The sequence below is a fragment of the Pseudarthrobacter sp. BRE9 genome, assembly GCF_031844305.1.
GTDB lineage: Bacteria > Actinomycetota > Actinomycetes > Actinomycetales > Micrococcaceae > Arthrobacter.
On record NZ_JAUZUY010000002.1, the window covers coordinates 245,099 to 268,142 of the forward strand.

A 23,044-nucleotide genomic window follows, 5' to 3' on the forward strand; every position below is an offset into this window, starting at 1 on the left:
CGATTAGCATTATTGGGTGCCTAAAGCCGTAGCTGAAGAAACCCCTGCCCCCTCCACTTCCTTCGCCGTCCCCTCCGCTGCCGCACCGCAGCGCCCGGACCTCTCCCGCCTTGTGGTGAAGGGCGCGCGGGAGCACAACCTGCGCAACGTGGACCTCGACCTGCCGCGCGATGCCATGATCGTCTTCACCGGCCTCTCGGGATCCGGCAAGTCCTCGCTCGCATTCGACACGATCTTCGCCGAAGGCCAGCGCCGTTACGTCGAATCGTTGTCAGCGTACGCGCGCCAGTTCCTGGGCCAGGTGGACAAGCCCGACGTCGATTTCATTGAAGGCCTCTCTCCGGCGGTCTCCATCGACCAGAAATCCACCAGCAAGAACCCGCGGTCCACGGTGGGCACCATCACCGAGATCTACGACTACATGCGCCTGCTGTGGGCCCGTGTCGGCAGGCCGCACTGCCCCGTCTGTGGTGAACCCGTGTCCAAGCAGACGCCCCAGCAGATCGTGGACCAGCTCCTTGAACTCGACGAGGGCACACGCTTCCAGGTCCTGGCGCCCGTAGTGCGCGGACGCAAGGGCGAATTCGTGGACCTCTTCAAGGAACTCACCGCAAAGGGATACTCCCGGGCGCGGGTGGACGGCAACCTTGTCCAGTTGAGCGATCCCCCCAAGCTGGGCAAGCAGTTCAAGCACACCATCGAAGTGGTGGTGGACCGCCTGGTGGTCAAGGAAGGCATCAGCCAGCGGCTCACCGATTCCATCGAGACGGCGCTGGGACTGGCCGAGGGCCGGGTCCTGGCGGAGTTCGTTGACGTTGAGGCAGACGCCCCCGGAAGGATCCGGGCGTTCTCCGAAAACCTCGCCTGCCCCAACGAGCACCCCCTCGCCATCGACGAAATCGAGCCCCGCTCCTTCTCGTTCAACAACCCCTTCGGCGCCTGCGCCGCCTGCAGCGGGATCGGCACCCGCCTCGAGGTGGACGAGGAACTCATCGTTCCCAACCCCGAACTGTCCCTGTCCGAGGGCGCCATCGCCCCCTGGTCAATGGGCACAGCCACCACCGAGTACTGGAACCGGCTCCTGGAAGGCCTGGCCAAGGAAATCGGCTTCTCCATGACCACACCGTGGGAGAAGCTGGGCAAGGACGTACGCCAGACCATCCTGCACGGCAAGGACCACAAGGTAGTGGTCCAGTACCGCAACCGCTTTGGCCGCGAACGCAAGTACAGCACCGGGTTCGAGGGCGCCATCCAGTACGTCCACCGCAAGCACGGTGAGACCGACTCCGACTGGGCACGCGACCGCTACGAGGAGTACATGCGGCAGGTTCCCTGCCCCGCCTGCAACGGCGCACGCCTCAACCCGGCATCCTTGTCGGTGCTGATCAACGGCAAGTCCATCGCGGAGGTGGCCGCCCTTCCGATGCGGGACTGCGCGGACTTCCTGAACAACCTGGTGTTGACCGGGCGCGAAGCACAGATCGCCCACCAGGTCCTCAAGGAGATCCAGGCCCGCCTGACCTTCCTCCTGGACGTGGGCCTGGAATACCTCAACCTCGAGCGCCCCTCCGCCACCCTTTCCGGCGGCGAAGCACAGCGCATCCGGCTTGCCACCCAAATCGGCTCCGGCCTGGTGGGCGTCCTCTACGTCCTCGATGAACCATCCATTGGCCTGCACCAGCGCGACAACCGCCGGCTCATCGAAACCCTCACCCGGCTCCGCGACATGGGCAACACCCTCATCGTCGTCGAGCACGACGAGGACACCATCCACGTGGCCGACTGGATCGTGGACATCGGGCCCGGCGCCGGCGAGCACGGCGGCCAGGTGGTCCACTCGGGGACCTACAAGGAGTTGCTGGACAACAGGGAGTCGCTGACCGGCGACTACCTGTCCGGGCGCAGGGCCATCGAGGTGCCCAAAAAGCGCCGTAAGTACGACAAGAAGCGCGAGATCAAGGTCGTTGGCGCACGGGAAAACAACCTCCTGAACGTTGACGCAGCCTTCCCGCTGGGACTCTTCACCGCGGTGACCGGCGTGAGTGGTTCGGGCAAGTCCACGCTCGTCAACGAAATCCTCTACAAGGTGCTCGCAAACAAGCTCAACGGCGCCAAGCAGGTGGCCGGACGGCACAAGACGGTCCAGGGCCTGGAGCACCTGGACAAGGTGGTCCACGTGGACCAAAGCCCGATTGGCCGCACCCCGCGCTCCAACCCGGCCACCTACACCGGTGTCTTCGACAACATCCGCAAGCTTTTCGCGGAAACAACGGAGGCCAAGGTCCGCGGCTACCTCCCCGGCCGCTTCTCGTTCAACGTCAAAGGCGGCCGCTGCGAGGCATGCTCGGGCGACGGCACCCTGAAGATCGAAATGAACTTCCTGCCCGACGTGTATGTCCCCTGCGAGGTGTGCCACGGTGCCCGCTACAACCGGGAGACCCTGGAGGTGCACTACAAGGGCAAGACCATCGCCGACGTCCTCAACATGCCCATCGAAGAGGGTGCCGAGTTCTTTGCGGCGTTCTCACCCATCGCCCGGCACCTGAACACCCTGGTGGACGTGGGACTGGGCTACGTGCGCCTGGGACAGCCCGCCACCACCCTCTCCGGCGGTGAAGCCCAGCGCGTCAAGCTCGCGGCGGAACTGCAGAAGCGGTCCAACGGCCGCAGCATCTATGTCCTGGACGAGCCCACCACGGGCTTGCACTTCGAAGACATCCGGAAGCTGCTCATGGTCCTGCAGGGGCTGGTGGACAAGGGCAACACGGTCATTACCATCGAGCACAACCTCGACGTGATCAAGAGCGCCGACTGGCTGGTGGACCTGGGACCCGACGGCGGTTCGGGCGGCGGCCAGATTGTCGCCGCCGGGACACCTGAGCAGGTGGCAAAGTCCAGCACCAGCCATACCGGGAAGTTCCTCGCTGAAATACTGGGCTGACCGGAGGAAATTCCAGCGAAGTATTCCGCACGGGGAATGCGAGTTTCAGGCACTCCTGCTGTCGTGAGAAACTAACCCGGTGACTTCAACAACAGTGCCCGTGATCTTTGACCTGGACGGCACTCTTGTCGACCCGGCAGGTGGAATAACGGAGGGGATTGCCCTGGCCCTCCGCGGACTGGGGCTCCCCGTTCCCGGCCAGGACCTGCTTGATGCGATGATCGGCCCCAAGCTGAGCGATTCCCTGCTCAATGTGGCAAAGGTACCGGCGGACCGCCTGGAAGAAGTGGTCCGCCGGTACCGCGAACACTACTTGGCCACGGGAATCGCCCAAAGCCGGCTGTACCCTGGCATCCGCGGGATCCTGGAAGCTTTCGCCGCGGCGGGACAGCCCGTGGCGGTAGCCACGCAGAAGCCCCAGCGGCTGGCGCGTAAAGTGCTGGCTCATCACGGCATCGACGGCTTTTTCCACGGCATTCATGGTTCCGCCGACGACGAAGCGGCAGTTGAAGGGGTCCCGCTGGGCAAGACCCAGATCATCGCCGCCGCCTTGAGGGACCTGGACACGCAGCACGCCATCATGGTGGGGGACCGAGCCCAGGACGTCTCCGGCGCCATCGCCAACGGGCTGGACTGCATCGGTGTTGCCTGGGGATTTGCGCCGGACGGGGAGTTGGAAGAAGCCGGCTCCGTAGCCGTCGTCAGCACCCACGGGGAACTGGTTGCGGCCATCGAGCGGCTGCAGGCCGTCCACGCTGCGGCGATGAGTGGGGTGGGCAACGATGGAAATGTTTGATGCCGTCCGCTGGACCACGCGCAACCTGATCGCCGGCTCGTGCCGGCCCACCGTCCTCGGGCTCGACAACGTGCCCACCGACGGCCCTTTTATCGTGGCTCCCAACCACCTGTCTTTCTTCGACAGCGTGATCGTGCAGGCACTGATGCCGCGTCCGGTCGCCTTCTTCGCCAAAGCCGAATACTTCACCACCGGCGGCGTCAAAGGCAAGGTCATGAAGGCGTTCTTCGAATCCGTGGGCTCCATCCCGGTTGAGCGCGGTGAACAGGCCGCCAGTGTCCAGGCACTCAAGACGCTGCTGGACATCCTGGAGGCCGGCCGCGGCATCGGCATCTACCCCGAGGGAACCCGTTCCCGGGACGGGATCCTCTACCGGGGCCGCACGGGCGTGGGCTGGCTGGCTCTCACCACCGGGGCGCCCGTCATTCCCGTCGGCCTGATCGGCACTGAGAAGCTCCAGCGCGCGGGCGAAAAAGGGGTCAGGCCGCAGCACTTCACCATGAAGGTGGGTGAGCCGCTGTACTTCGACAAGACCGGGCCGGACCACTCCCTGCCCGCCCGACGTGAAGTCACGGACCGGATCATGGATGCGATCGCCGAACTCAGCGGCCAGCAACGCTCCACCAGCTACAACCAGAGCAAGACCATGGAATAGCCGGCCGGCTGGCAAGGAGACCCGGCAGGACTCAGTAGACTTGATAGGTGGCAAATCCAGCAAGTTACCGGCCCCAAACCGGTGAAATCCCCACCAACCCGGGTGTCTACCGGTTCCGTGATCCGCACGGCCGGGTCATCTATGTAGGCAAAGCGAAGAGCCTCCGGTCCAGGCTGAACTCCTACTTCGCCAACCCGGCCGGACTGCTGCCCAAGACCTATGCCATGGTCCACGCGGCCAGCAGCGTCGAGTGGACCGTCGTTGGCAGCGAACTGGAGTCGCTGCAGCTCGAATACACGTGGATCAAGGAATTCAAGCCCCGGTTCAACGTGGTGTTCCGGGACGACAAGACCTATCCCTACCTCGCCGTGACCATGAGCGAGAAGTACCCCCGGGTACAGGTCATGCGGGGGGATAAGCGGAAGGGGACCCGCTACTTCGGTCCGTACACTGCCGGCGCCATCCGCGAGACAATGGATACCCTGCTGCGGGTCTTTCCCGTCCGGAGCTGCAGCCCCGGAGTCTTCAAGCGCGCGGAGGCCAGCGGACGGCCCTGCCTGCTGGGATACATCGACAAGTGCTCCGCACCCTGCGTGGGGCGGATCTCGCCGGAAGACCACCGGGCATTGGCTGAGGATTTCTGCGCCTTCATGGGCGGCGAGGCCAAGCGGTTCATCAACAAGCTGGAAAAGCAGATGGCCGACGCCGTGGCGAAACTCGACTACGAGCACGCCGCGCGGCTGCGTGACGACATCACCGCCCTGCGCAAGGTCTTCGAACGGAACGCCGTGGTGCTGTCCGAGGATACGGATGCCGACGTCTTCGCCCTGCATGAAGATGAGCTGGAGGCTGCCGTCCAGGTGTTCCATGTCCGCGGCGGCAGGATCCGCGGCCAGCGCGGCTGGGTGGTGGAAAAAGTGGAGGACTTCACCACTCCCGACCTGGTGGAGCACCTGCTCCAGCAGGTCTACGGTGAGGACGGCGACACCCAGGGCCGGCTGCCGCGCGAAGTCCTGGTGCCCGTGGCGCCCAGCAATGCGGAAGACCTTGCCAAATGGCTGGGCGGCATCCGTGGTGCCAAAGTGGACATCCGGGTACCGCAGCGCGGAGACAAGGCGGCGCTGATGTCCACCGTCCGCGAAAATGCCGAGCACGCGCTGAAGCTCCACAAGACGCGGCGCGCCGGGGACATCACCGTCAGGTCCCAGGCCCTCCAGGAACTCCAGGAAGCGCTGGACCTTCCCGTGCCCCTGCTCCGGATTGAATGCTTCGACGTCTCGCATGTCCAGGGCACCAACGTGGTGGCGTCCATGGTGGTAGTGGAGGACGGGCTGCCCAAGAAGTCCGACTACCGCAAGTTCTCCATCAGCGGCCCCGCCGCGGCCGATGACACGGCGGCCATGCATGACGTCCTGACCCGGCGGTTCCGCCACTACCTGCAGGACAAGTCCGCGCAGGTGGACGAATCCGTCCTGGCCTCCGGCGACCAGGACGCGGAGGTGGACACTGCCGTGCTGGACACCACCACGCCTGCCCCCAAGGCAAAGTTCGCCTACCCGCCCAATCTCGTGGTGGTGGACGGCGGCCAGCCGCAGGTCAACGCGGCGGCCCGTGCCCTGAGGGACCTCGGCGTTGACGACGTCTACGTTGTGGGCCTGGCCAAGCGCCTGGAGGAAGTGTGGCTCCCGGACAGCGACTTCCCGGTCATCCTGCCCCGCACCTCACAGGGCCTTTACCTGTTGCAGCGGATCCGCGATGAAGCGCACCGCTTCGCCATCACGTTCCACCGGCAAAAGCGGGGCAAGGCCATGACGGTGTCCGCGCTCGACGCCGTTCCGGGCCTCGGCGCCTCCAAGCGCAAAGCCCTGTTGGCGCACTTCGGATCGGTCAAGGGCGTGAAGGCCGCGACCGCGGAAGAGCTTGCGCAGGCAAAGGGGGTTGGTCCGGCACTCGCCAGCGCCATCGTGAACCACTTCGCGGCCGATGGAGCCGAAGGGGTTGCCGTGCCGGCGATCAACATGACCACCGGCGAAATCATCGAAACTTAGCGAGTCCCGGAAACTTAGTTAGGGTAAAGGACGGGCAGCGCCATCATGGCTGCCGGCGGACAACGAGGAAACGGGGCAGGCTTCATGGCAGACACGACGGCGGGATCCGGAGCGGATCAGGACGGGCTGGAGCCCGTCAAACCGCTCGAAGCGGAACTGCTGGTGGTCACCGGAATGTCCGGCGCCGGGCGGAGCACCGCCGCGGACGCCCTGGAGGACCACGGCTGGTATGTCGTGGAGAACCTCCCGCCCCAGATGCTGGGAACGCTCGCGGAGCTCGTCTCGCACGCCCCGCAGTCCATTCCCCGGCTCGCGGTAGTGATCGATGTCCGCAGCAAAGGCCTCTTCGCGGACATCCGCGCGGCCCTGGGCGCACTCGCCGCGAGCGGGGTCACCTTCCGCGTCCTGTTCCTTGATGCCAGCGACAACGTCCTGGTCCGCCGGTTCGAACAGGGGCGCCGGCCCCACCCGCTGCAGGGCGGCGGACGCATCCTTGACGGCATCGCTGCCGAACGCGAGCTGCTGCAGGAACTGCGCGACAGCTCCGACGTCGTCCTGGACACCTCCAACTACAACGTCCACGGCCTTGCCACCGCCATCACCGAACTGTTCAGCGAAACCGGTCCGGTCGCCCTGCGGCTGAACGTCATGAGCTTCGGCTTCAAGTACGGCCTGCCCGTGGACGCCAACTACGTGGCCGACGTCAGGTTCATCCCCAACCCGCACTGGGTTCCGCAGCTGCGTCCGCAGACCGGCCTGGACAAGGACGTCAGCGACTACGTGCTCGAGGCCGAAGGCGTCAAGAACTTCGTTGACCGCTACGTCCTGGCACTGGAACCCGTCCTGGAAGGGTACCGCCGGGAGAACAAGCACTACGCCACCATCGCCGTCGGCTGCACGGGCGGCAAGCACCGCTCCGTTGCGGTCGCCGTGGAGCTTTCCAAGAAACTTGCGCAGTACCCGCGGGTCACCGTGACCACCGCGCACCGGGATCTGGGCCGCGAATAATGGCGCTCTTTACCGGCGCCCTGCCCCTGGTGCCGCCGGCCGCCGGCAAGGGCTCCGGACAGCAGGACAAGGGCCCCAACGTGGTCGCTTTGGGCGGCGGGCACGGCCTGGCGGCCTCGCTGTCCGCGCTGCGCCTGCTCACCTCCGAACTCACCGCGGTGGTCACGGTGGCGGACGACGGCGGCTCGTCCGGGCGTCTGCGCGAGGAGTACGGCGTCCTTCCGCCGGGAGACCTCCGGATGGCCCTGTCCGCGCTCTGCGACGACACCGACTGGGGCCGCACCTGGCGCGATGTCATGCAGCACCGGTTCCGCCCCGGAAAGGGGCCCGGGGGCTCCCTGGACGAGCACGCCATGGGGAACCTGTTGATCGTCACGCTGTGGGAGCTGCTGGGCGATACCGTCGCCGGGCTCAAGTGGGCCGGAGCCCTGCTCGGCGCCCGCGGCCAGGTCCTGCCGATGTCCACTGTTCCGCTCACCATCGAAGGTGACGTGCGCGTCACTTCCCCTGACGGCGGAACGGCGATGCAGACCATCCACGGGCAGGCGCGCTGTGCCGTGGCCGGCTCCCTCGAGGAGGTCCGGCTCCTGCCGGAGGCGGCGCCCGCCTGCACCGACGCCCTGACGGCCATCGAACTGGCGGACTGGGTGGTCCTGGGCCCGGGGTCCTGGTACACGTCTGTCCTGCCGCACCTGCTCCTGCCGGAGATGCGGCAGGCACTCTGCAGCACCCCCGCCAAGCGCTGCCTGACCATGAACCTCGCCACGGACACCAAGGAAACCACCGGCATGACGGCGGCCGACCATCTCCACGTCCTTCGGCGCTATGCCCCGGAGTTCAGCGTGGACGTGGTCCTGGCGGACCCCACGTCCGTGCCGGACCGGCAGGAGTTCGAGAAGGCCGCCGGCATGATCGGCGCAGAGGTGGTCTTGGGTAAAGTAGGGGCGTCGGGACGCCGCCCTGTCCACGAGCCGCTGCGGCTGGCGACGGCGTACCAGGACATTTTTGGGAACAGTTAGGAAGGTGCCATGGCACTGACAGCATCAGTCAAGGAAGAACTGTCCCGTCTGGACATCAAGAAGTCATCAGTGCGCAAGGCCGAGGTCTCCGCCATGCTCCGGTTCGCCGGGGGACTGCACATCATCTCCGGCCGGATCGTCATCGAAGCGGAAGTCGACCTGGCCTCGACGGCACGCAGGCTCCGGGCCGCCATCGCCGAGGTGTACGGACACCAGAGCGAAATCATCGTGGTTTCGGCCGGCGGACTTCGGCGGGCCAGCCGCTACGTGGTCCGTGTGGTCCGCGACGGCGAGGCGCTGGCCCGCCAGACCGGCCTCCTGGACGGCCGGGGACGCCCCGTGCGTGGCCTGCCGTCCGCCGTCGTCAATGGTTCTGCGGCAGACGCCGAAGCCGTATGGCGCGGCGCATTCCTGGCCCACGGCTCACTCACGGAACCCGGCCGGTCCTCCTCACTGGAGGTCACCTGCCCGGGACCGGAATCCGCGCTGGCCCTGGTGGGTGCAGCCCGCCGCCTGGACATCCAGGCCAAGGCCCGGGAAGTCAGGGGAGTGGACCGCGTGGTCATCCGTGACGGCGACACCATTGCCGCGCTGCTGACGCGCATGGGAGCGCACGACGCGCTGATGGTGTGGGAGGAACGCCGGATGCGCAAGGAGGTCAGGGCAACCGCCAACCGTCTCGCCAACTTCGACGACGCCAACCTGCGCCGCTCCGCACAGGCGGCCGTGGCCGCAGGGGCAAGGGTGGAACGGGCGCTGGAAATCCTCGGCGACGACGTTCCGGACCACCTCAAGTACGCGGGCGAACTGCGGGTGGCGCACAAGCAGGCAAGCCTCGACGAATTGGGCCGCCTTGCCGACCCCGTCATGACCAAGGATGCCATTGCCGGCAGGATCCGCCGCCTGCTGGCCATGGCCGACAAGCGCGCGCTTGACCTGGGCATTCCCGGAACGGACGCCAATGTGACGCCCGAAATGCTGGACGAGTAACCGCCCCATAGAATCGAAAATAATTCCGGGCACCAGCTGCCCGGATGCACAATCCGAGAGTTACCAACCGGGCCTGACGGGCCCACGATATTGGAGGATTTTGTGACCGAGTACGTATTGCCGGAACTCAGCTACGACTACGCCGCCCTCGAACCGCACATCTCCGCGCGGATCATGGAACTGCACCACAGCAAGCACCACGCCACGTACGTGGCAGGCGCCAACAACGCCCTGGCCCAGCTGGCCGAGGCGCGTGAAAAGGGCGACTTCGCCAACATCAACCGGCTTTCCAAGGACCTCGCGTTCCACACCGGCGGCCACATCAACCACTCCGTGTTCTGGAAGAACCTCTCCCCGGACGGCGGCGACAAGCCCGAAGGCGAGCTGGCTGCCGCCATCGATGACGCCTTCGGCTCCTTCGATGCCTTCCGTGCACAGTTCTCCGCCGCCGCCCTGGGCCTCCAGGGATCGGGCTGGGGCTTCCTCGCCTACGAACCCATCGGCGGAAACCTCGTCATCGAGCAGCTGTACGACCAGCAGGGCAACACCGCCCTGGGCACCACCCCGCTGCTGATGCTGGACATGTGGGAGCACGCCTTCTACCTGGACTATGTCAACGTGAAGGCCGACTACGTCAAGGCGTTCTGGAACATCGTCAACTGGGCGGACGTCGCCCAGCGCTTCGAGGCAGCGCGCGCCAACGCCACGGGACTCATCACCCTCCCGTAGTGACCGCCACCATACACGGCTGTAACAAACTTCACATTCTGACTTAAACGGGCCGGGATGTGGACCGTCCGCCCCCGCACTTGCGGGGGCGGACCCAGTTAAACGTAAGATAGGTCACGGAAGGCGGTTAGCCTTCAGCAATGAGGCTGGTCGCCCTCCATGTAAATCATCTCTGCCCAATGGCGTGCGGGATCTGTTAGTTGGCTTGAACGCCCGCTCAACTAGTAGTGCTTCTTAAAGCACCAAGGAGACTGTAAAAGTGACGACCCGTATTGGTATCAACGGCTTTGGCCGCATTGGCCGCAACTACTTCCGCGCAGCGCTTGCCCAGGGTGCGGACCTGGAGATCGTTGCAGTCAACGACCTCACCAGCCCCGAAGCCCTGGCCCACCTTTTCAAGTACGACTCCGTCGGCGGCCGGCTGAAGGAAACCATCGAGGTCAAGGACGGCAACATTGTCGTCAACGGCAACGTGGTCAAGGTCCTGGCGGAACGCGATCCCGCCAACCTGCCCTGGGGCGAACTGGGCGTGGACATCGTCATCGAATCCACCGGTTTCTTTACCAAGGCAGCCGACGCGCAGAAGCACATCCAGGCCGGCGCCAAGAAGGTCCTGATCTCCGCTCCGGCCTCGGACGAGGACATCACCATCGTGATGGGTGTCAACCACAACCTCTACGACAACGCCAAGCACAACATCATTTCCAACGCGTCCTGCACCACCAACTGCCTCGGCCCGCTGGCCAAGGTGGTTAACGACGAGTTCGGCATCGAGCGCGGCCTGATGACCACGGTTCACGCCTACACTGCAGACCAGAACCTGCAGGACGGCCCGCACAAGGACCTGCGCCGCGCCCGCGCCGCCGCCATCAACATGGTCCCCACGTCCACCGGCGCCGCCAAGGCCATCGGCCTGGTCCTGCCGGAGCTCAAGGGCAAGCTGGACGGTTACGCCATCCGCGTCCCCGTCCCCACCGGCTCGGCCACCGACCTCACCGTGACTGTCTCCCGCGAGACAACAGTGGAGGAAGTCAACGCCGCCCTCAAGCGTGCCGCCGAATCCGAGGAACTGCAGGGCTTCCTGACCTACACGGACGAGCCCATCGTGTCCTCCGACATCGTCGGCGACCCCGCGTCCTCCATCTTCGACTCCGGCCTGACCAAGGTCATCGGCAACCAGGTCAAGGTTGTTTCCTGGTATGACAACGAATGGGGCTACTCCAACCGCCTCGTAGACCTGACGGAGCTTGTCGCATCCAAGCTGGGCTAGGGTTAGACACATGACATCTCACACCCTCAACGAACTGATCGCTGAAGGTGTCCGCGGGCGGTACATTCTGGTTCGAAGTGACCTGAATGTGCCGCTCGACGGCTCTACAGTCACTGATGATGGCCGTATCAAGGCCTCCCTGCCAGTGCTGCAAAAGCTCACGGACGCCGGTGCCCGCGTGCTGGTAACAGCCCACCTCGGACGCCCCAAGGGCGCCCCGGAAGACAAGTACTCGCTCCGCCCCGCAGTGGACCGTCTTGCCGAACTGGCGGGCTTCAAGGTCACCCTGGCTGCCGACACCGTCGGCGAAGCCGCCAGGTCGGCCGCCGGGTCCCTGCAGGACGGCGACGCCCTGGTCCTCGAGAACGTCCGCTTCGACGCCCGCGAGACCAGCAAGGACGATGCAGAACGCGGAGCCTTCGCGGATGAGCTCGTGGCACTGACCGGTGACAACGGCGCCTACGTGGACGACGCCTTCGGTGCCGTCCACCGTAAGCATGCCAGTGTCTACGACGTCGCCACCCGGCTCCCGTCATACCAGGGCGACCTGGTGCACACCGAGGTGGAGGTCCTGCGGAAGCTGACCACCGACACCCAGCGCCCCTACGTGGTGGTGCTCGGCGGTTCCAAGGTCTCGGACAAGCTTGCGGTCATCGAGAACCTGCTCGGCAAGGCGGACACCATCCTGGTGGGCGGCGGCATGCTCTTCACGTTCCTGGCGGCGGCAGGCCACAAGGTTGGCTCCAGCCTACTTGAGGAGGACCAGATCCCGGTCGTCAAGGACTACCTGAAGCGCGCAGCCGACGCCGGCACCGAATTCGTGGTTCCCACGGACGTCGTGGTGGCAGAGAAGTTCGCTGCGGACGCCAAGCACGAAACCGTGGCTGCCGATGCCATTGAAGGCAGCAGCTTCGGCGCCCAGGGCATCGGCCTGGACATTGGGCCTGATACCGCGGCTGCCTTCTCCGAACGGATCAAGGGTGCCCGGACAGTCTTCTGGAACGGCCCCATGGGTGTCTTCGAATTCGAGGCATTCTCCGCAGGCACCCGTGCCATCGCCGAGTCCCTGACCGAAACTGACGCGTTCACCGTGGTGGGCGGCGGCGACTCCGCCGCCGCAGTGCGCACCCTGGGATTCAGTGATGACCAGTTCGGGCACATTTCCACCGGTGGCGGCGCCAGCCTGGAATACCTTGAAGGCAAGGAACTCCCCGGCCTCAGCGTTCTGGACCGATAGAACATAGCCGGTAAAACCACCACTGCTGACCAGCAGTAATTGGACTTCACAGTCCTCCGGCCGGCAGGTTGCCCGCGGCAGCCTGCCGGCCGCACCATTATCAAGAACTTTTTGGAGATTACGTGACTACGTCAACGAACGGTGCCTTCGACCGCAAGCCCTTCATCGCGGGCAACTGGAAAATGAACATGGACCATGTGCAGGGGATAACCCTCCTGCAGAAGCTGGCCTGGACCCTCTCCGACGCCAAGCACGACTACAGCCGCGTTGAGGTGGCCGTCTTCCCGCCGTTCACGGATCTCCGCGGTGTCCAGACCCTGGTCCAGGGCGACGACCTGCAGGTCGTCTATGGCGGCCAGGACTTGTCTCAGTTTGATTCGGGGGCCTACACCGGTGACATTTCCGGGCAATTCCTGAACAAGCTGGGCTGCACATACGTCCTGGTGGGCCACAGCGAACGCCGTACCATCCACAACGAATCCGACGAGGTCCTCAACGCCAAGGTCAAAGCCGCGTTCAAGCACAACCTGGTTCCTGTGCTTTGCGTCGGCGAAGGCCTGGAGATCCGCCAGGCGGGAACGCACGTGGACCACACCCTGGCACAGTTGCGCGCCGGTGTAGCCGGACTTACTGCTGAGCAGGCATCCGAGCTTGTGGTGGCCTACGAACCCGTCTGGGCTATCGGCACCGGTGAAGTGGCCGGACCGGAGGACGCCCAGGAAATGTGCGCCGCCATCCGCACTGAGCTGGAGTCGCTGTTCGGAGCGGAAACGGCCGCCAAAACCCGTCTGCTCTACGGCGGCTCTGTAAAGGCCAACAACGCGGCAGCCATCCTGCAGGAACGCGACGTGGACGGCCTGCTGGTGGGGGGCGCAAGCCTCGACCCGGCCGAGTTTGCTAATATTGTCAGGTTCGAGAGCCACCTGGTCGCGGACTAGTCCGTAGCCAGCCCATACTCCCGCAATCCCAACTTCCGAAAGGCCGTCGTGGACGTTCTTCATGTCATTCTGCAGATCCTCCTGGGGATCACCAGCCTCCTGCTGACGCTGCTGATCCTCCTGCACAAGGGACGCGGCGGCGGGTTGTCCGATATGTTCGGCGGCGGCATGAGCTCGGGCCTCAGCTCCTCAGGTGTGGCAGAGCGGAACCTCAACCGCTTCACCATCATCCTGGGCGTCACCTGGGGCGTGGTGATCATCGCCCTCGGCCTGATCATGCGGTTCAGCGGGACCGGGGATTCCTGACCCCTGTTGTACAAGGTCCTTTAGGCCCTGCCGGTCATGAGGCCTGCGACTTAGACTGTGGCTGTCGGTTTACCCGGCAGCCACAGTTTTGTCTTTAGCTGCTGGCCGCCGGCGTCCGCTTGGAGGCAGGAGTCGTTATGGTCCATCCGTCATCTGGCTTCCGGGGCACGCGCGCCGGGGTTACGGCAGGGTCCGGTTCGAGCCTGCAGTCCAACGACTCCAACGACTCGTCCCCGCGGCCCCTTCCCCGCATCCGTGTGTCCTATTGGTGCGCCAAGGGGCACGAGACGCAACCGGTGTTCCTGAAGATGCCCGAGGACCAGATTCCCCGCACATGGGACTGCCGGAGGTGCGGTGGTCCTGCTTCCCGGGATGGCCGGGCCGCTGAGGCTGACGACCCCTTCGAGGACGGGTACAAAAGCCACCTGGAATACGTTAAAGAACGGCGCTCCGGCCAGGACGCCGAAGACGTCCTGGCCGGAGCGCTGGAAAAGCTACGCGCCCGCGGCGTCCTTCCGGACCAGCTGCTGCGGGACACGTGAGGCCGCGTTCTCATCGATGAGCCACAGGGTGCGGGAGGTTCCCCGGGGACCGGAGGCAGGTACCTGCACGGGGTTGGCGCCGGCCAGTGCCAGTCCCACCGCTCCTGCTTTGTCCTCCCCGGCCACAACCATCCAGACTTCCGCCGCCGTATTGATGGCGGGGAGGGTCAGGGAGATCCGCAGCGGCGGCGGCTTGGGGGAATTCCTGACGCCCACCACGGTGCGGTCCTTTTCGCGGATCCCGGCCTGTTCGGGGAACAGCGACGCAATATGCGCGTCCGGCCCCACGCCGAGCAGCACCACGTCCAGCCGGGGGAGTGAGGACGGTTCCTCCGGCCGGTCGTCGGACATGTCAGCTGCGTGCTCGGCTGCGGCAGCTTCCCGCAGCTGGCGTGCGTAGTCCTCGGCTGCTTCCTCGGGGGTGCCGAAGTCATCTGCAGAACCAGGGGAGTGGACCCTGTCCGGGTCCACGGGAATGTGCGACAGCAACGCCTCGAACGCCTGCCCGGTATTCCGCTCAGGATCGGCGGATCCAACGAAACGTTCGTCACCCCACCAGAAGTTGACCTTCGACCAGTCGACGGCGGGCGCCGCCGGCGAGTCAGCAACAGCCTTCAACGTGCCGATTCCCACGGTTCCCCCGGTGAGCACCACGGTGGCTTCGCCGTACTTGTCCTGGACATCAACGAGCTTGGTGATCAGGCGTGCCGCGATGGCGGCCATGAGGACGGACGAATCCGGATGGATGCTTACTCGTGGGTCAACGCTCACTGGGTCGGACGCTCCTTAGATTGGTACGTGGCAGTCCAATAGTAATCACTTCCCCAAAGACTTCATCCGGGTCGAGGCGCCGGAGTTCTTCGGCGAGGCAGTCGCGGAGACTGCGGCGCGGGAGGGAGATCCGTTGGGCGGGCTGGCCTGGTTGGGTCAGTTCTGCGACGGAGAGTCCGGGACGGAAGAGCTGGACGTCGCCGCCGGGGCGGGTGAGGCGGACGCGGCGGATACCGGTTCCAGCAGGGTCCGCGACGATGGTGACGGGGGCGTCCAGGGTCAGGGTGAGCCAGGCCGCGAGCAGGATGGTGGAGGGTGAGTCCGAGGCGCCTTCGACCGCGACGGCCGTGACCGGGGAGGAGTCCACTTCGTCCAGGGCCGCGGCGAGCTGGATCCGCCAGTTGGTCAGCCGGGTCCACGCGAGGTCCGTGTCGCCGGCCTTGTAGGTGTGGTGGATCCGTTCCAGCGCCGCCTGCGGGTCCGGTTCGTTGGCGGAGTCGGTGATCCTGCGGTGCGCGATCGCGCCGATGGAGGTTTCGCACGCGTTCTCCGGGGCGCCGTGCGGCCACCAGGCCACGATCGGGGCGTCCGGAAGCAGCAGGGCGGCCACCAGGGATTCGGACTCGTGGGCCAGTTGGCCGTAACCGCGCAGCACGATCACTTCCGAGGCACCGGCGTCCCCGCCCACCCGGATTTGGGCGTCGAGCCGGTCCTGGGCGTCCTTCCCGGCGTCGGCGAGGACGATGATCCGGCAGGGGTGTTCCCGGCTGGCGTCGTTCGCGGCCTCGATGGCTTCTTCCTCGAGCCCGGACTTGGTGACCACCACGAGGGTGAGGACCCGGCCCAGGGCAATCACGCCGCCCTGCTCGCGCAGGGCCATGAGTTTCTTGGACACCTTCGAGGTGGTGGTGTCGGGCAGGTTCACGATCATGGCCTTCTCCAGGTTCGTCCGTCACGGGCCAGCAGCTCATCAGCGGAGGCCGGGCCCCAGGAGCCGGGGGCGTAGGGTTCGGGCTGCTCATTCAAGGACGCCCAGTATTCCTCGAACGGGTCAAGGATCTTCCAGGACAGCTCCACTTCCTCATGCCGCGGGAACAGCGGCGGCTCGCCCAGGAGCACGTCCAGGATCAGCCGCTCATACGCTTCCGGGCTCGATTCCGTGAAGGAGTGCCCGTAGCCGAAGTCCATGGTCACGTCCCGGACTTCCATCTGGGTGCCCGGGACCTTGGACCCGAACCGGATGGTCACGCCCTCGTCGGGCTGGACCCGGATCACCACCGCGTTTTGCCCGAAATCGTCCTCGCCGTGGTCACGGAACAGCAGGTTGGGGGCGCGTTTGAAGACGACGGCGATTTCCGTCACCCGCCGCCCCAGCCGCTTGCCCGCCCGGAGGTAGAACGGGACTCCGGACCAGCGGCGGGTGTGGATGTCCACCCGGACCGCGGCGTAGGTCTCGGTAGTGGAATCGGCGGGGATGCCTTCTTCCTCCAGGTAGCCCTGGACCTGCTCGCCGCCCTGCCAGCCGCCGGTGAATTGTCCGCGGGCAGAGTGCGTGGACAGGTCCTCGGGAAGCTTGACCGCGGCGAGGACCTTTTCCTTCTCCGCCCGCAGGTCATCGGCGTTAAAGGAAATCGGTTCCTCCATCGCCGTCAACGCCAGCAACTGCAGCAGGTGGTTCTGGATCACGTCCCTCGCAGCACCCACGCCGTCGTAATACCCCGCCCGGCCGCCGGTGCCGATGTCCTCGGCCATGGTGATCTGCACGTGGTCCACGTAGTTGGCGTTCCACAACGGCTCAAACAACTGGTTGGCGAAACGCAGTGCCAGGATGTTCTGCACCGTTTCCTTGCCCAGGTAGTGGTCGATCCGGAACACCGCGTCCGGCGGGAACACCGACTCCACGATGTCGTTCAGCTTCCGGGCCGACTCCAGATCGTGCCCGAACGGCTTTTCGATCACCACACGCCGCCACTTGTCCCCCTCGGCCTGAGCCAGGCCGTGCTTGGACAACTGCCGGCAGACCTGCTCGAACGCCTTGGGCGGGATCGACAGATAGAACGCGTGGTTCCCGCGGGTGCCGCGGACGTCGTCGAGTTCCTTGATCGTCTCGCCCAACCGCTCAAACGCGGCGTCGTCGTCGAACTCGCCCTGGACAAACCGGATGCCCTCGGACAACTGGTTCCATACCGCCTCATCAAAGGGCGTCCGGGCGTGCGCCTGCACCGAAGCCTTCACCTCGGCGGCGAAATCCTCTTTGTCCCACTCCCGGCGGGCGAACCCAACCAGGGCGAAACTCGGCGGCAACAACCCACGATTGGCAAGGTCATATACCGCGGGCATGAGCTTCTTGCGGGCAAGGTCACCCGTGACCCCGAAGAGCACCAATGACGATGGACCGGCAATCCGGTTCAAACGGCGGTCGCGCGGGTCACGCAACGGATTACGCCCGCGGCCCGCGCCCTTCCTGCCGTATTCAGTTTCTGGCATGGTTGCTTTCTGCGCCTTAGCTTTCGGTAGCGGATGCGCGGGTGGACAGGGCAGCGACAATGTCCTGCAGCTGCGCCACGCCGGCGGCACGGTCGGTGAGGTGGAGGCGCAGCACGGGACGGCCGTGCCCAGCCAGGACCTGGGCGTCGCCTGCGGCCTGGGCGGCGATGAGTTCGCCGAAGCTGAAGGGCCGGTCCGGAATCCCGAGGTCCTCAGCGGGGGTGGCCGTGACCTGGAGGAACACGCCAATTGCGGGACCACCCTTGTGGAACTGGCCCGTGGAGTGCAGGAAGCGCGGACCCCAGCCAAAGGTGACGGGACGGCCGGATGCTGCGGCCAGTTCGTCCCGGATACCCTCCAGCCCGGCGAAGGCCAGCCGGTCAAAGTAAGCCTGGACGCTCAGGTAGCTGTCCGCGGCCAGCGTTCCCAGAAGAGCCTTGACGGCGCCCTCGGCTGTGGCAGCGTCACCGAGCCAGTCCCCGCCGCGAACCTCAATGGCGCCGTCGACGAAGGCCGCAGGCGTCGGCTCCGGCTGGGCGTCCAGCAGGCCACGCGCTGCCACCTTGGCCGCCTCGACATCAGGCTGGTCGAAGGGGTTGATGCCCAGGAGGCGTCCGGCAACGGCGGTCGCGAATTCCCACACCATCATCTGGGTGGCGAGGCCGCCGGCGATGGCCACCTGGTTGTCGCCGGGTTCGACGTCGGCATCCGCGGCCACGAGCCGCACCACCAGGACGTCGGGGGCGGCGGACGTCACCTCAGGGGCATGCGGCCCCGCCACGACGGGCAGGATGCCGGTGCCCAGTTTGCCCGTGGATTCGGCGATGAGCTGTTCAGCCCAGTCAGCGAACCCAACGATGCCTGAGCCGTCCTCGGCGATGACGACCTTGTTCCGCAACGGGCTGGTTCCCCCCAGCGCGGCGCCCAGGGCCAGCCCGATGTTTTCCGGGGCATCGTCGTTGAGGATTTCGGCTGCTTCCTCAGCCTCGTCCAGGAATGCCTGGATATCCACGCCGGCCAGGCCGGCAGGAACCAGGCCGAACGCGGTCAGCGCAGAGTAGCGGCCACCGACGTTGGGGTCGGCATTGAAGACGGCGCGGTAGCCGGCCTCTCGGGAGGCCTTGTCCAGCGGCGAGCCCGGGTCCGTCACGATGATGATCCGGCTCTTGGCGTCCACACCGGCCTCGGTGAAGGCCTGCTCGAAAATCCGGCGCTGGGAATCGGTCTCCAGGGTGGAGCCGGACTTGGACGAGACCACGATGGCGGTCTGGCCCAGCCGGTCCGCCAAGGCAGCCCGGACCTGGTCCGGGTCCGTGCTGTCCAGCACTGTCAGCTCGACGCCGGCCGTGCCTGCGATAACCTCGGGGGCCAGCGAGGATCCGCCCATGCCGCAGAGCACAATCCTGCTCACGCCCTCGGCGCGCAGGGCATCCCGGAGTTCCAGGATGCCCTTGACCAAAGGCTGTGAGACGGTTGCAGCCTCCACCCAGCCGAGGCGGACTGCCGACTCGGATTCGGCGTCGGGACCCCACAAGGTGTGGTCCTTGGCGAAGATCCGGGTGGCGACCCGGTCCTCCACGAGGGCGGGAAGGTGCTGATCGAGCGCCTGCTGGGCAGCGCCGGTGGCGTCGAAGCTGAGAGTGCTCATAGGTGTTAGGAAGCCTTCCGTGCAGAGGCGAGGGCGCCCTCGACGTCGGCCAGCAGTTCCTTCCAGCTGGCCACGAACTTGTCCAGGCCTTCGGTTTCAAGGAGTGCTACGACGTCGTTGTAGGAGATCCCCAGCTTTTCCAGGGCGTCGAGGGTCGCGTTTGCTTCCTCGTAGGTGCCGGTGACGGTGTCGCCGGTGACCACGCCGTGGTCGAAGGTGGCGTCCAGGGTCTTCTCGGGCATGGTGTTCACCACGCCGGGTGCAACCAGCTCGGTGACGTAAAGGGTGTCCGGGTAGGCCGGGTCCTTAACACCGGTGGAAGCCCACAGGGGCCGCTGGGGGCGTGCGCCGGCTTCGGCCAGCAGGGCCCAGCGTTCGGTGGCGAAGAGCTCTTCGTAGACCTGGTAGGCGAGGCGGGCGTTGGCCAGGCCGGCCTTGCCCTTGAGGGCCTTGGCTTCGTCGGTGCCGATTTTGTCGAGGCGCTTGTCGATTTCCGAGTCCACGCGGGAAACGAAGAACGATGCCACGGAGTGGATCTTCGAGAGGTCGTGGCCGTTTTCCCTGGCCTGCTCCAGGCCGGACTGGAACGCATTGATGACCGCGCGGTACCGCTCCAGCGAGAAGATGAGGGTCACGTTGACGCTGATGCCCTCGGCCAGGGTTGCCGTGATGGCTTCCAGGCCCTCAAGCGTTGCCGGAATCTTGATGTGCACGTTGTCCTTGTTGACGCGCTGCGAGAGGTGCTTGGCCTCCGCGATGGTCCCGGCGGTGTCCCAGGCAAGGCGCGGGTCGACCTCAATGGAGACGCGGCCGTCAACACCCTTTGTGGCGGCAGCCACGGGGGCGAAGAGGTCGCAGGCGTCGGCGACGTCCGTGGTCGTGATCTCGAAGATCGTGTCCTCCACGCTCGCGCCCTCGGCGGCCTTGCCGGCGATGATGTGGTCGTAGTCGGTGCCGGACGTGATGGCGGCGTGGAAGATGGACGGGTTGGTGGTCACACCAACCACGTTCTTCTCTTCAATGAGCTTGCGGAGCGTGCCGGTTTGGAGGCGTCCGCGGGAAAGGTCGTCGAGCCAGATGGAGACTCCGGCGTCGGAGAGCTGCTGGGTGGGAGTAGTCATTTTTCGTATCTCCTAAAAGATGAGGTTTCAGGCCTGGAGGCTGGAGAGGGAGTCCTTGGCGGCGGCAGCCACGGCTTCTGCCGTAATGCCGAACTCCTGGAAGAGGCGCTTGTAGTCGGCGGAAGCGCCGTAGTGCTCAAGGCTCACGGAACGGCCGGCGTCACCGACGAATTCCCGCCAGCCCAGGGCCAGCCCTGCTTCCACCGAGACGCGTGCCTTGACGGCGGCCGGCAGGACGGACTCGCGGTAGGCGGCGTCCTGCTTCTTGAACCACTCGACGCACGGCATGGAGACGACGCGGGCCGCGATGCCTTCGGCCTGGAGGGCTTCGCGGGCCTGGACCGCCAGCTGGACCTCGGAACCGGTGGCAATGAGGATCACGTCGGCCGGAACCGTGGCGCCGTCCTTCGATGCCTCAGCCAGGACGTAGCCGCCCTTTGCCACACCTGCCGTGGAGGCGAAGGTGTCACCGTCGGCGTCGCCCCCGCCGCGTTCCCACGTGGGGATGTTCTGGCGGGTCAGGACGATGCCTGCCGGGTTGGCGTGGTTTTCCAGCATGGTCTTCCAGGCAGTTGCCACTTCGTTGGCGTCACCGGGACGGACCACGTCCAGGCCCACGATGGCGCGCAGCGAGGCGAGCTGCTCCACCGGCTGGTGGGTGGGGCCGTCCTCGCCGAGGCCGATGGAGTCGTGGGTCCAGACGTACAGCGACGGAACACCCATCAGGGCACCGAGCCGGATGGCCGGGCGCTGGTAGTCGCTGAAGATCAGGAAGGTGCCGGAGAACGCGCGGGTGTTGCCCGCCAAACTGATGCCGTTCACGATCGACGCTGCGGCGTGTTCGCGGATGCCGAAGTGCAGCACGCGGCCGTAGGGGTTGCCGGACCAGGCGCCGGTCTGCTTGGAGGCCGGCACGAAGGACGGCGAGCCTTCAATGGTGGTGTTGTTGGACTCGGCAAGGTCGGCCGAGCCGCCCCAGAGTTCGGGCAGGACCGGGCCCAGGGCGTTGAGGACCTTGCCGGATGCTGCACGGGTGGAAACGTCCTTGCCGGCCGGGAAGACCGGGAGGGCCGCGTCGATGCCCTCCGGAAGTTCCTGCGCCTCGATGCGCTGCAGGAGTGCTGCGCCTTCCGGGTTGGCTGCCTGCCAGGCGTTGAAGGACTCTTCCCATTCCTTGCGGGCGGCAGCACCGCGGTCCACCACGGCGCGGGCGTGGTTCAGGACTTCCTGGTCCACGTCGAAGGACTTGGCCGGGTCGAAGCCCAGGACTTCCTTAAGCGCTGCGACTTCCTCGGCACCGAGGGCAGAGCCGTGGATCTTGCCGGTGTTCTGCTTCTTGGGTGCCGGGTAGCCGATGATGGTGCGCAGCGAGATGATGGACGGCTTGGAGGTTTCGGCCTTGGCGGCGAGCAGGGCGCTGTAGAGCTCCTGGACGTCTTCCTTGTATTCGCCGGTCCGGGTCCAGTCCACGCGCTGGGTGTGCCAGCCGTAGGCTTCGTAGCGCTTCAGGACGTCTTCGGTGAAGGCGATGTCGGTGTCGTCCTCGATGGAGATGTGGTTCTCGTCGTAGATGACCACGAGGTTGCCGAGTTCCTGGTGGCCGGCCAGCGAGGAAGCCTCAGCCGTAACGCCTTCCTGCAGGTCGCCGTCGGAAGCGATGACCCAGATGGTGTGGTCGAACGGCGACTCGCCGGCGGGGGCATCAGCGTCGAACAGGCCGCGCTGGCGGCGCTGCGAGTAAGCGAAGCCCACCGAGGATGCAAGGCCCTGGCCCAGCGGGCCTGTGGTTATCTCAACGCCGGCGGTGTGCTTGTACTCAGGGTGTCCCGGGGTCAGCGAACCCCATGTGCGCAGCGCCTCCAGGTCCTTCAGCTCCAGGCCGTAACCGGAGAGGAACAGCTGGATGTAAAGGGTCAGCGAGGTGTGGCCGGGGGACAGGACGAAACGGTCGCGGCCCAGCCACTGCGGATCGCGCGGGTCATGGCGCATCAGCTTCTGGAAAAGCAGGTAGGCGGCCGGGGCGAGGCTCATGGCGGTTCCGGGGTGGCCGTTGCCCACCTTCTCCACCGCATCCGCGGCCAGGACGCGGATGGTGTCCACGGCGCGCTGGTCCAAGCTGGTCCATGACAGTTCTTGCTCTTCCAAATGTGGCACGAAAACCGGGCCCCTCTCTGTGCTGATGGCGGTGGTACACCGGCTCCGTAAAGGGCGCACTGGGTGGCGCCTGCTGCGGTGTGTACCAGCCGTTCACCATCGAAACGTTGATCCTTGCATTCAGTCACGGACAGCAGCGGGAATGCGTTTTCCACCGCTTTCTTGCTGCGTGCTGATCTGGTGACAGCTTAGCTCTTATCCATTCTGCGGGCGGCCCAAATCTCACGTTTTGGACGCAATTTCCCCTTTTGTGCATCACCATCACGAAGGGTTGAGTTAATCTGCTCGAATGGGCCCGTGAGCAATCAACTGCGCATATGGCAGGGCATGGACAGGGCCGGTGGCGCGGTATGATATTCGGAGGCCAACGCCGGGTGCGCATCC

The 23,044-nt window shown here is 65.7% G+C and carries 19 protein-coding genes; 13 read left to right on the forward strand and 6 right to left on the reverse strand.

All coding sequences use genetic code 11. The annotated features are described in order from the left end of the window. Nucleotides 1–16 precede the first annotated feature (16 nt). From uvrA to Q9R31_RS06050, 13 genes are all read left to right on the forward strand, one after another. Nucleotides 17–2,941 (forward strand): excinuclease ABC subunit UvrA, encoded by a 2,925-nt coding sequence (gene uvrA / locus Q9R31_RS05990; protein ID WP_311261835.1) that lies wholly within the window; start codon nucleotides 17–19, stop codon nucleotides 2,939–2,941. Between the two features lie 79 nt (nucleotides 2,942–3,020). Next, the gene (locus tag Q9R31_RS05995) at nucleotides 3,021–3,737 is read left to right on the forward strand and encodes an HAD hydrolase-like protein (RefSeq protein ID WP_311261836.1); all 717 of its coding nucleotides are present in this window, start codon (nucleotides 3,021–3,023) and stop codon (nucleotides 3,735–3,737) included. Continuing rightward, entirely contained in the window at nucleotides 3,724–4,392 is a 669-nt protein-coding gene (locus Q9R31_RS06000) for a lysophospholipid acyltransferase family protein (protein WP_311261837.1), read from the forward strand. The genes Q9R31_RS05995 and Q9R31_RS06000 overlap by 14 nt, the downstream gene beginning before the upstream one ends. Nucleotides 4,393–4,439: 47 nt before the next feature. Further along, complete coding sequence (gene uvrC, locus Q9R31_RS06005; protein ID WP_311261838.1) at nucleotides 4,440–6,440, forward strand: excinuclease ABC subunit UvrC; 2,001 nt, start codon at nucleotides 4,440–4,442, stop codon at nucleotides 6,438–6,440. An 84-nt stretch (nucleotides 6,441–6,524) separates the two neighbouring features. After that, nucleotides 6,525–7,448 (forward strand): RNase adapter RapZ, encoded by a 924-nt coding sequence (gene rapZ, locus Q9R31_RS06010; protein WP_142031191.1) that lies wholly within the window; start codon nucleotides 6,525–6,527, stop codon nucleotides 7,446–7,448. Further along, nucleotides 7,448–8,467 (forward strand): uridine diphosphate-N-acetylglucosamine-binding protein YvcK, encoded by a 1,020-nt coding sequence (gene yvcK, locus Q9R31_RS06015; RefSeq protein WP_311261839.1) that lies wholly within the window; start codon nucleotides 7,448–7,450, stop codon nucleotides 8,465–8,467. Before rapZ ends, yvcK begins: the two co-directional genes overlap by 1 nt. Nucleotides 8,468–8,476: 9 nt before the next feature. Beyond that, nucleotides 8,477–9,457, forward strand: a complete 981-nt coding sequence (gene whiA, locus Q9R31_RS06020; protein WP_043454785.1) for a DNA-binding protein WhiA — start codon at nucleotides 8,477–8,479, stop codon at nucleotides 9,455–9,457. Between the two features lie 102 nt (nucleotides 9,458–9,559). Next, on the forward strand, nucleotides 9,560–10,186 hold the full coding sequence (locus tag Q9R31_RS06025; RefSeq protein ID WP_306631207.1) for a superoxide dismutase: 627 nt from the start codon (nucleotides 9,560–9,562) through the stop codon (nucleotides 10,184–10,186). Nucleotides 10,187–10,445: 259 nt separating this feature from the next. Beyond that, entirely contained in the window at nucleotides 10,446–11,456 is a 1,011-nt protein-coding gene (gene gap / locus Q9R31_RS06030) for a type I glyceraldehyde-3-phosphate dehydrogenase (RefSeq protein WP_142031193.1), read from the forward strand. A 10-nt stretch (nucleotides 11,457–11,466) separates the two neighbouring features. Continuing rightward, nucleotides 11,467–12,693, forward strand: a complete 1,227-nt coding sequence (locus Q9R31_RS06035; protein WP_311261840.1) for a phosphoglycerate kinase — start codon at nucleotides 11,467–11,469, stop codon at nucleotides 12,691–12,693. A 122-nt stretch (nucleotides 12,694–12,815) separates the two neighbouring features. Next, nucleotides 12,816–13,631 carry a triose-phosphate isomerase gene (tpiA, locus tag Q9R31_RS06040; RefSeq protein WP_311261841.1) on the forward strand — a complete coding sequence of 272 codons (816 nt, stop codon included), beginning with the start codon at nucleotides 12,816–12,818 and terminating at the stop codon, nucleotides 13,629–13,631. 48 nt (nucleotides 13,632–13,679) lie between these two features. After that, the gene (secG, locus tag Q9R31_RS06045; protein WP_018771976.1) at nucleotides 13,680–13,937 is read left to right on the forward strand and encodes a preprotein translocase subunit SecG; all 258 of its coding nucleotides are present in this window, start codon (nucleotides 13,680–13,682) and stop codon (nucleotides 13,935–13,937) included. Between the two features lie 137 nt (nucleotides 13,938–14,074). Next, nucleotides 14,075–14,479, forward strand: coding sequence for an RNA polymerase-binding protein RbpA (locus Q9R31_RS06050; RefSeq protein WP_311261842.1), 405 nt, complete (start codon nucleotides 14,075–14,077; stop codon nucleotides 14,477–14,479). Here the strand turns inward: Q9R31_RS06050 and pgl are convergent. Genes pgl through tkt form a run of 6 tightly spaced genes read right to left on the reverse strand, consistent with a single transcriptional unit; the run spans nucleotide 14,432 to nucleotide 22,651 of the window. After that, on the reverse strand, nucleotides 14,432–15,250 hold the full coding sequence (pgl, locus tag Q9R31_RS06055) for a 6-phosphogluconolactonase (protein WP_311261843.1): 819 nt from the start codon (nucleotides 15,248–15,250) through the stop codon (nucleotides 14,432–14,434). The two genes, Q9R31_RS06050 and pgl, sit on opposite strands and share 48 nt — an antisense overlap. Continuing rightward, on the reverse strand, nucleotides 15,240–16,181 hold the full coding sequence (locus tag Q9R31_RS06060) for a glucose-6-phosphate dehydrogenase assembly protein OpcA (RefSeq protein ID WP_311261844.1): 942 nt from the start codon (nucleotides 16,179–16,181) through the stop codon (nucleotides 15,240–15,242). The genes pgl and Q9R31_RS06060 overlap by 11 nt, the downstream gene beginning before the upstream one ends. Beyond that, nucleotides 16,178–17,737 carry a glucose-6-phosphate dehydrogenase gene (gene zwf, locus Q9R31_RS06065; protein ID WP_311261845.1) on the reverse strand — a complete coding sequence of 520 codons (1,560 nt, stop codon included), beginning with the start codon at nucleotides 17,735–17,737 and terminating at the stop codon, nucleotides 16,178–16,180. Before zwf ends, Q9R31_RS06060 begins: the two co-directional genes overlap by 4 nt. A 16-nt stretch (nucleotides 17,738–17,753) precedes the next feature. Next, a complete protein-coding gene (locus tag Q9R31_RS06070; protein ID WP_311261846.1) occupies nucleotides 17,754–19,385 on the reverse strand; it encodes a glucose-6-phosphate isomerase in 1,632 nt (543 codons plus the stop codon). A 5-nt stretch (nucleotides 19,386–19,390) separates the two neighbouring features. Beyond that, nucleotides 19,391–20,506: a transaldolase gene (gene tal / locus Q9R31_RS06075; protein WP_311261847.1), complete on the reverse strand. Its 1,116-nt coding sequence runs from the start codon at nucleotides 20,504–20,506 to the stop codon at nucleotides 19,391–19,393. Nucleotides 20,507–20,533: 27 nt separating this feature from the next. Further along, the gene (tkt, locus tag Q9R31_RS06080; RefSeq protein WP_311262195.1) at nucleotides 20,534–22,651 is read right to left on the reverse strand and encodes a transketolase; all 2,118 of its coding nucleotides are present in this window, start codon (nucleotides 22,649–22,651) and stop codon (nucleotides 20,534–20,536) included. Nucleotides 22,652–23,044: the final 393 nt, after the last annotated feature.

Coding starts and splice junctions, on each gene's coding strand:
- Q9R31_RS06000 (WP_311261837.1), top strand. CDS start 3,724: ATGGAAATGTTTGATGCCGTCCGCTGGACCACGCGCAACCTGATCGCC.
- rapZ (WP_142031191.1), top strand. CDS start 6,525: ATGGCAGACACGACGGCGGGATCCGGAGCGGATCAGGACGGGCTGGAG.
- yvcK (WP_311261839.1), top strand. CDS start 7,448: ATGGCGCTCTTTACCGGCGCCCTGCCCCTGGTGCCGCCGGCCGCCGGC.
- whiA (WP_043454785.1), top strand. CDS start 8,477: ATGGCACTGACAGCATCAGTCAAGGAAGAACTGTCCCGTCTGGACATC.
- Q9R31_RS06035 (WP_311261840.1), top strand. CDS start 11,467: ATGACATCTCACACCCTCAACGAACTGATCGCTGAAGGTGTCCGCGGG.
- Q9R31_RS06050 (WP_311261842.1), top strand. CDS start 14,075: ATGGTCCATCCGTCATCTGGCTTCCGGGGCACGCGCGCCGGGGTTACG.
- Q9R31_RS06060 (WP_311261844.1), bottom strand. CDS start 16,181: ATGATCGTGAACCTGCCCGACACCACCACCTCGAAGGTGTCCAAGAAA.
- zwf (WP_311261845.1), bottom strand. CDS start 17,737: ATGCCAGAAACTGAATACGGCAGGAAGGGCGCGGGCCGCGGGCGTAAT.
- Q9R31_RS06070 (WP_311261846.1), bottom strand. CDS start 19,385: ATGAGCACTCTCAGCTTCGACGCCACCGGCGCTGCCCAGCAGGCGCTC.
- tal (WP_311261847.1), bottom strand. CDS start 20,506: ATGACTACTCCCACCCAGCAGCTCTCCGACGCCGGAGTCTCCATCTGG.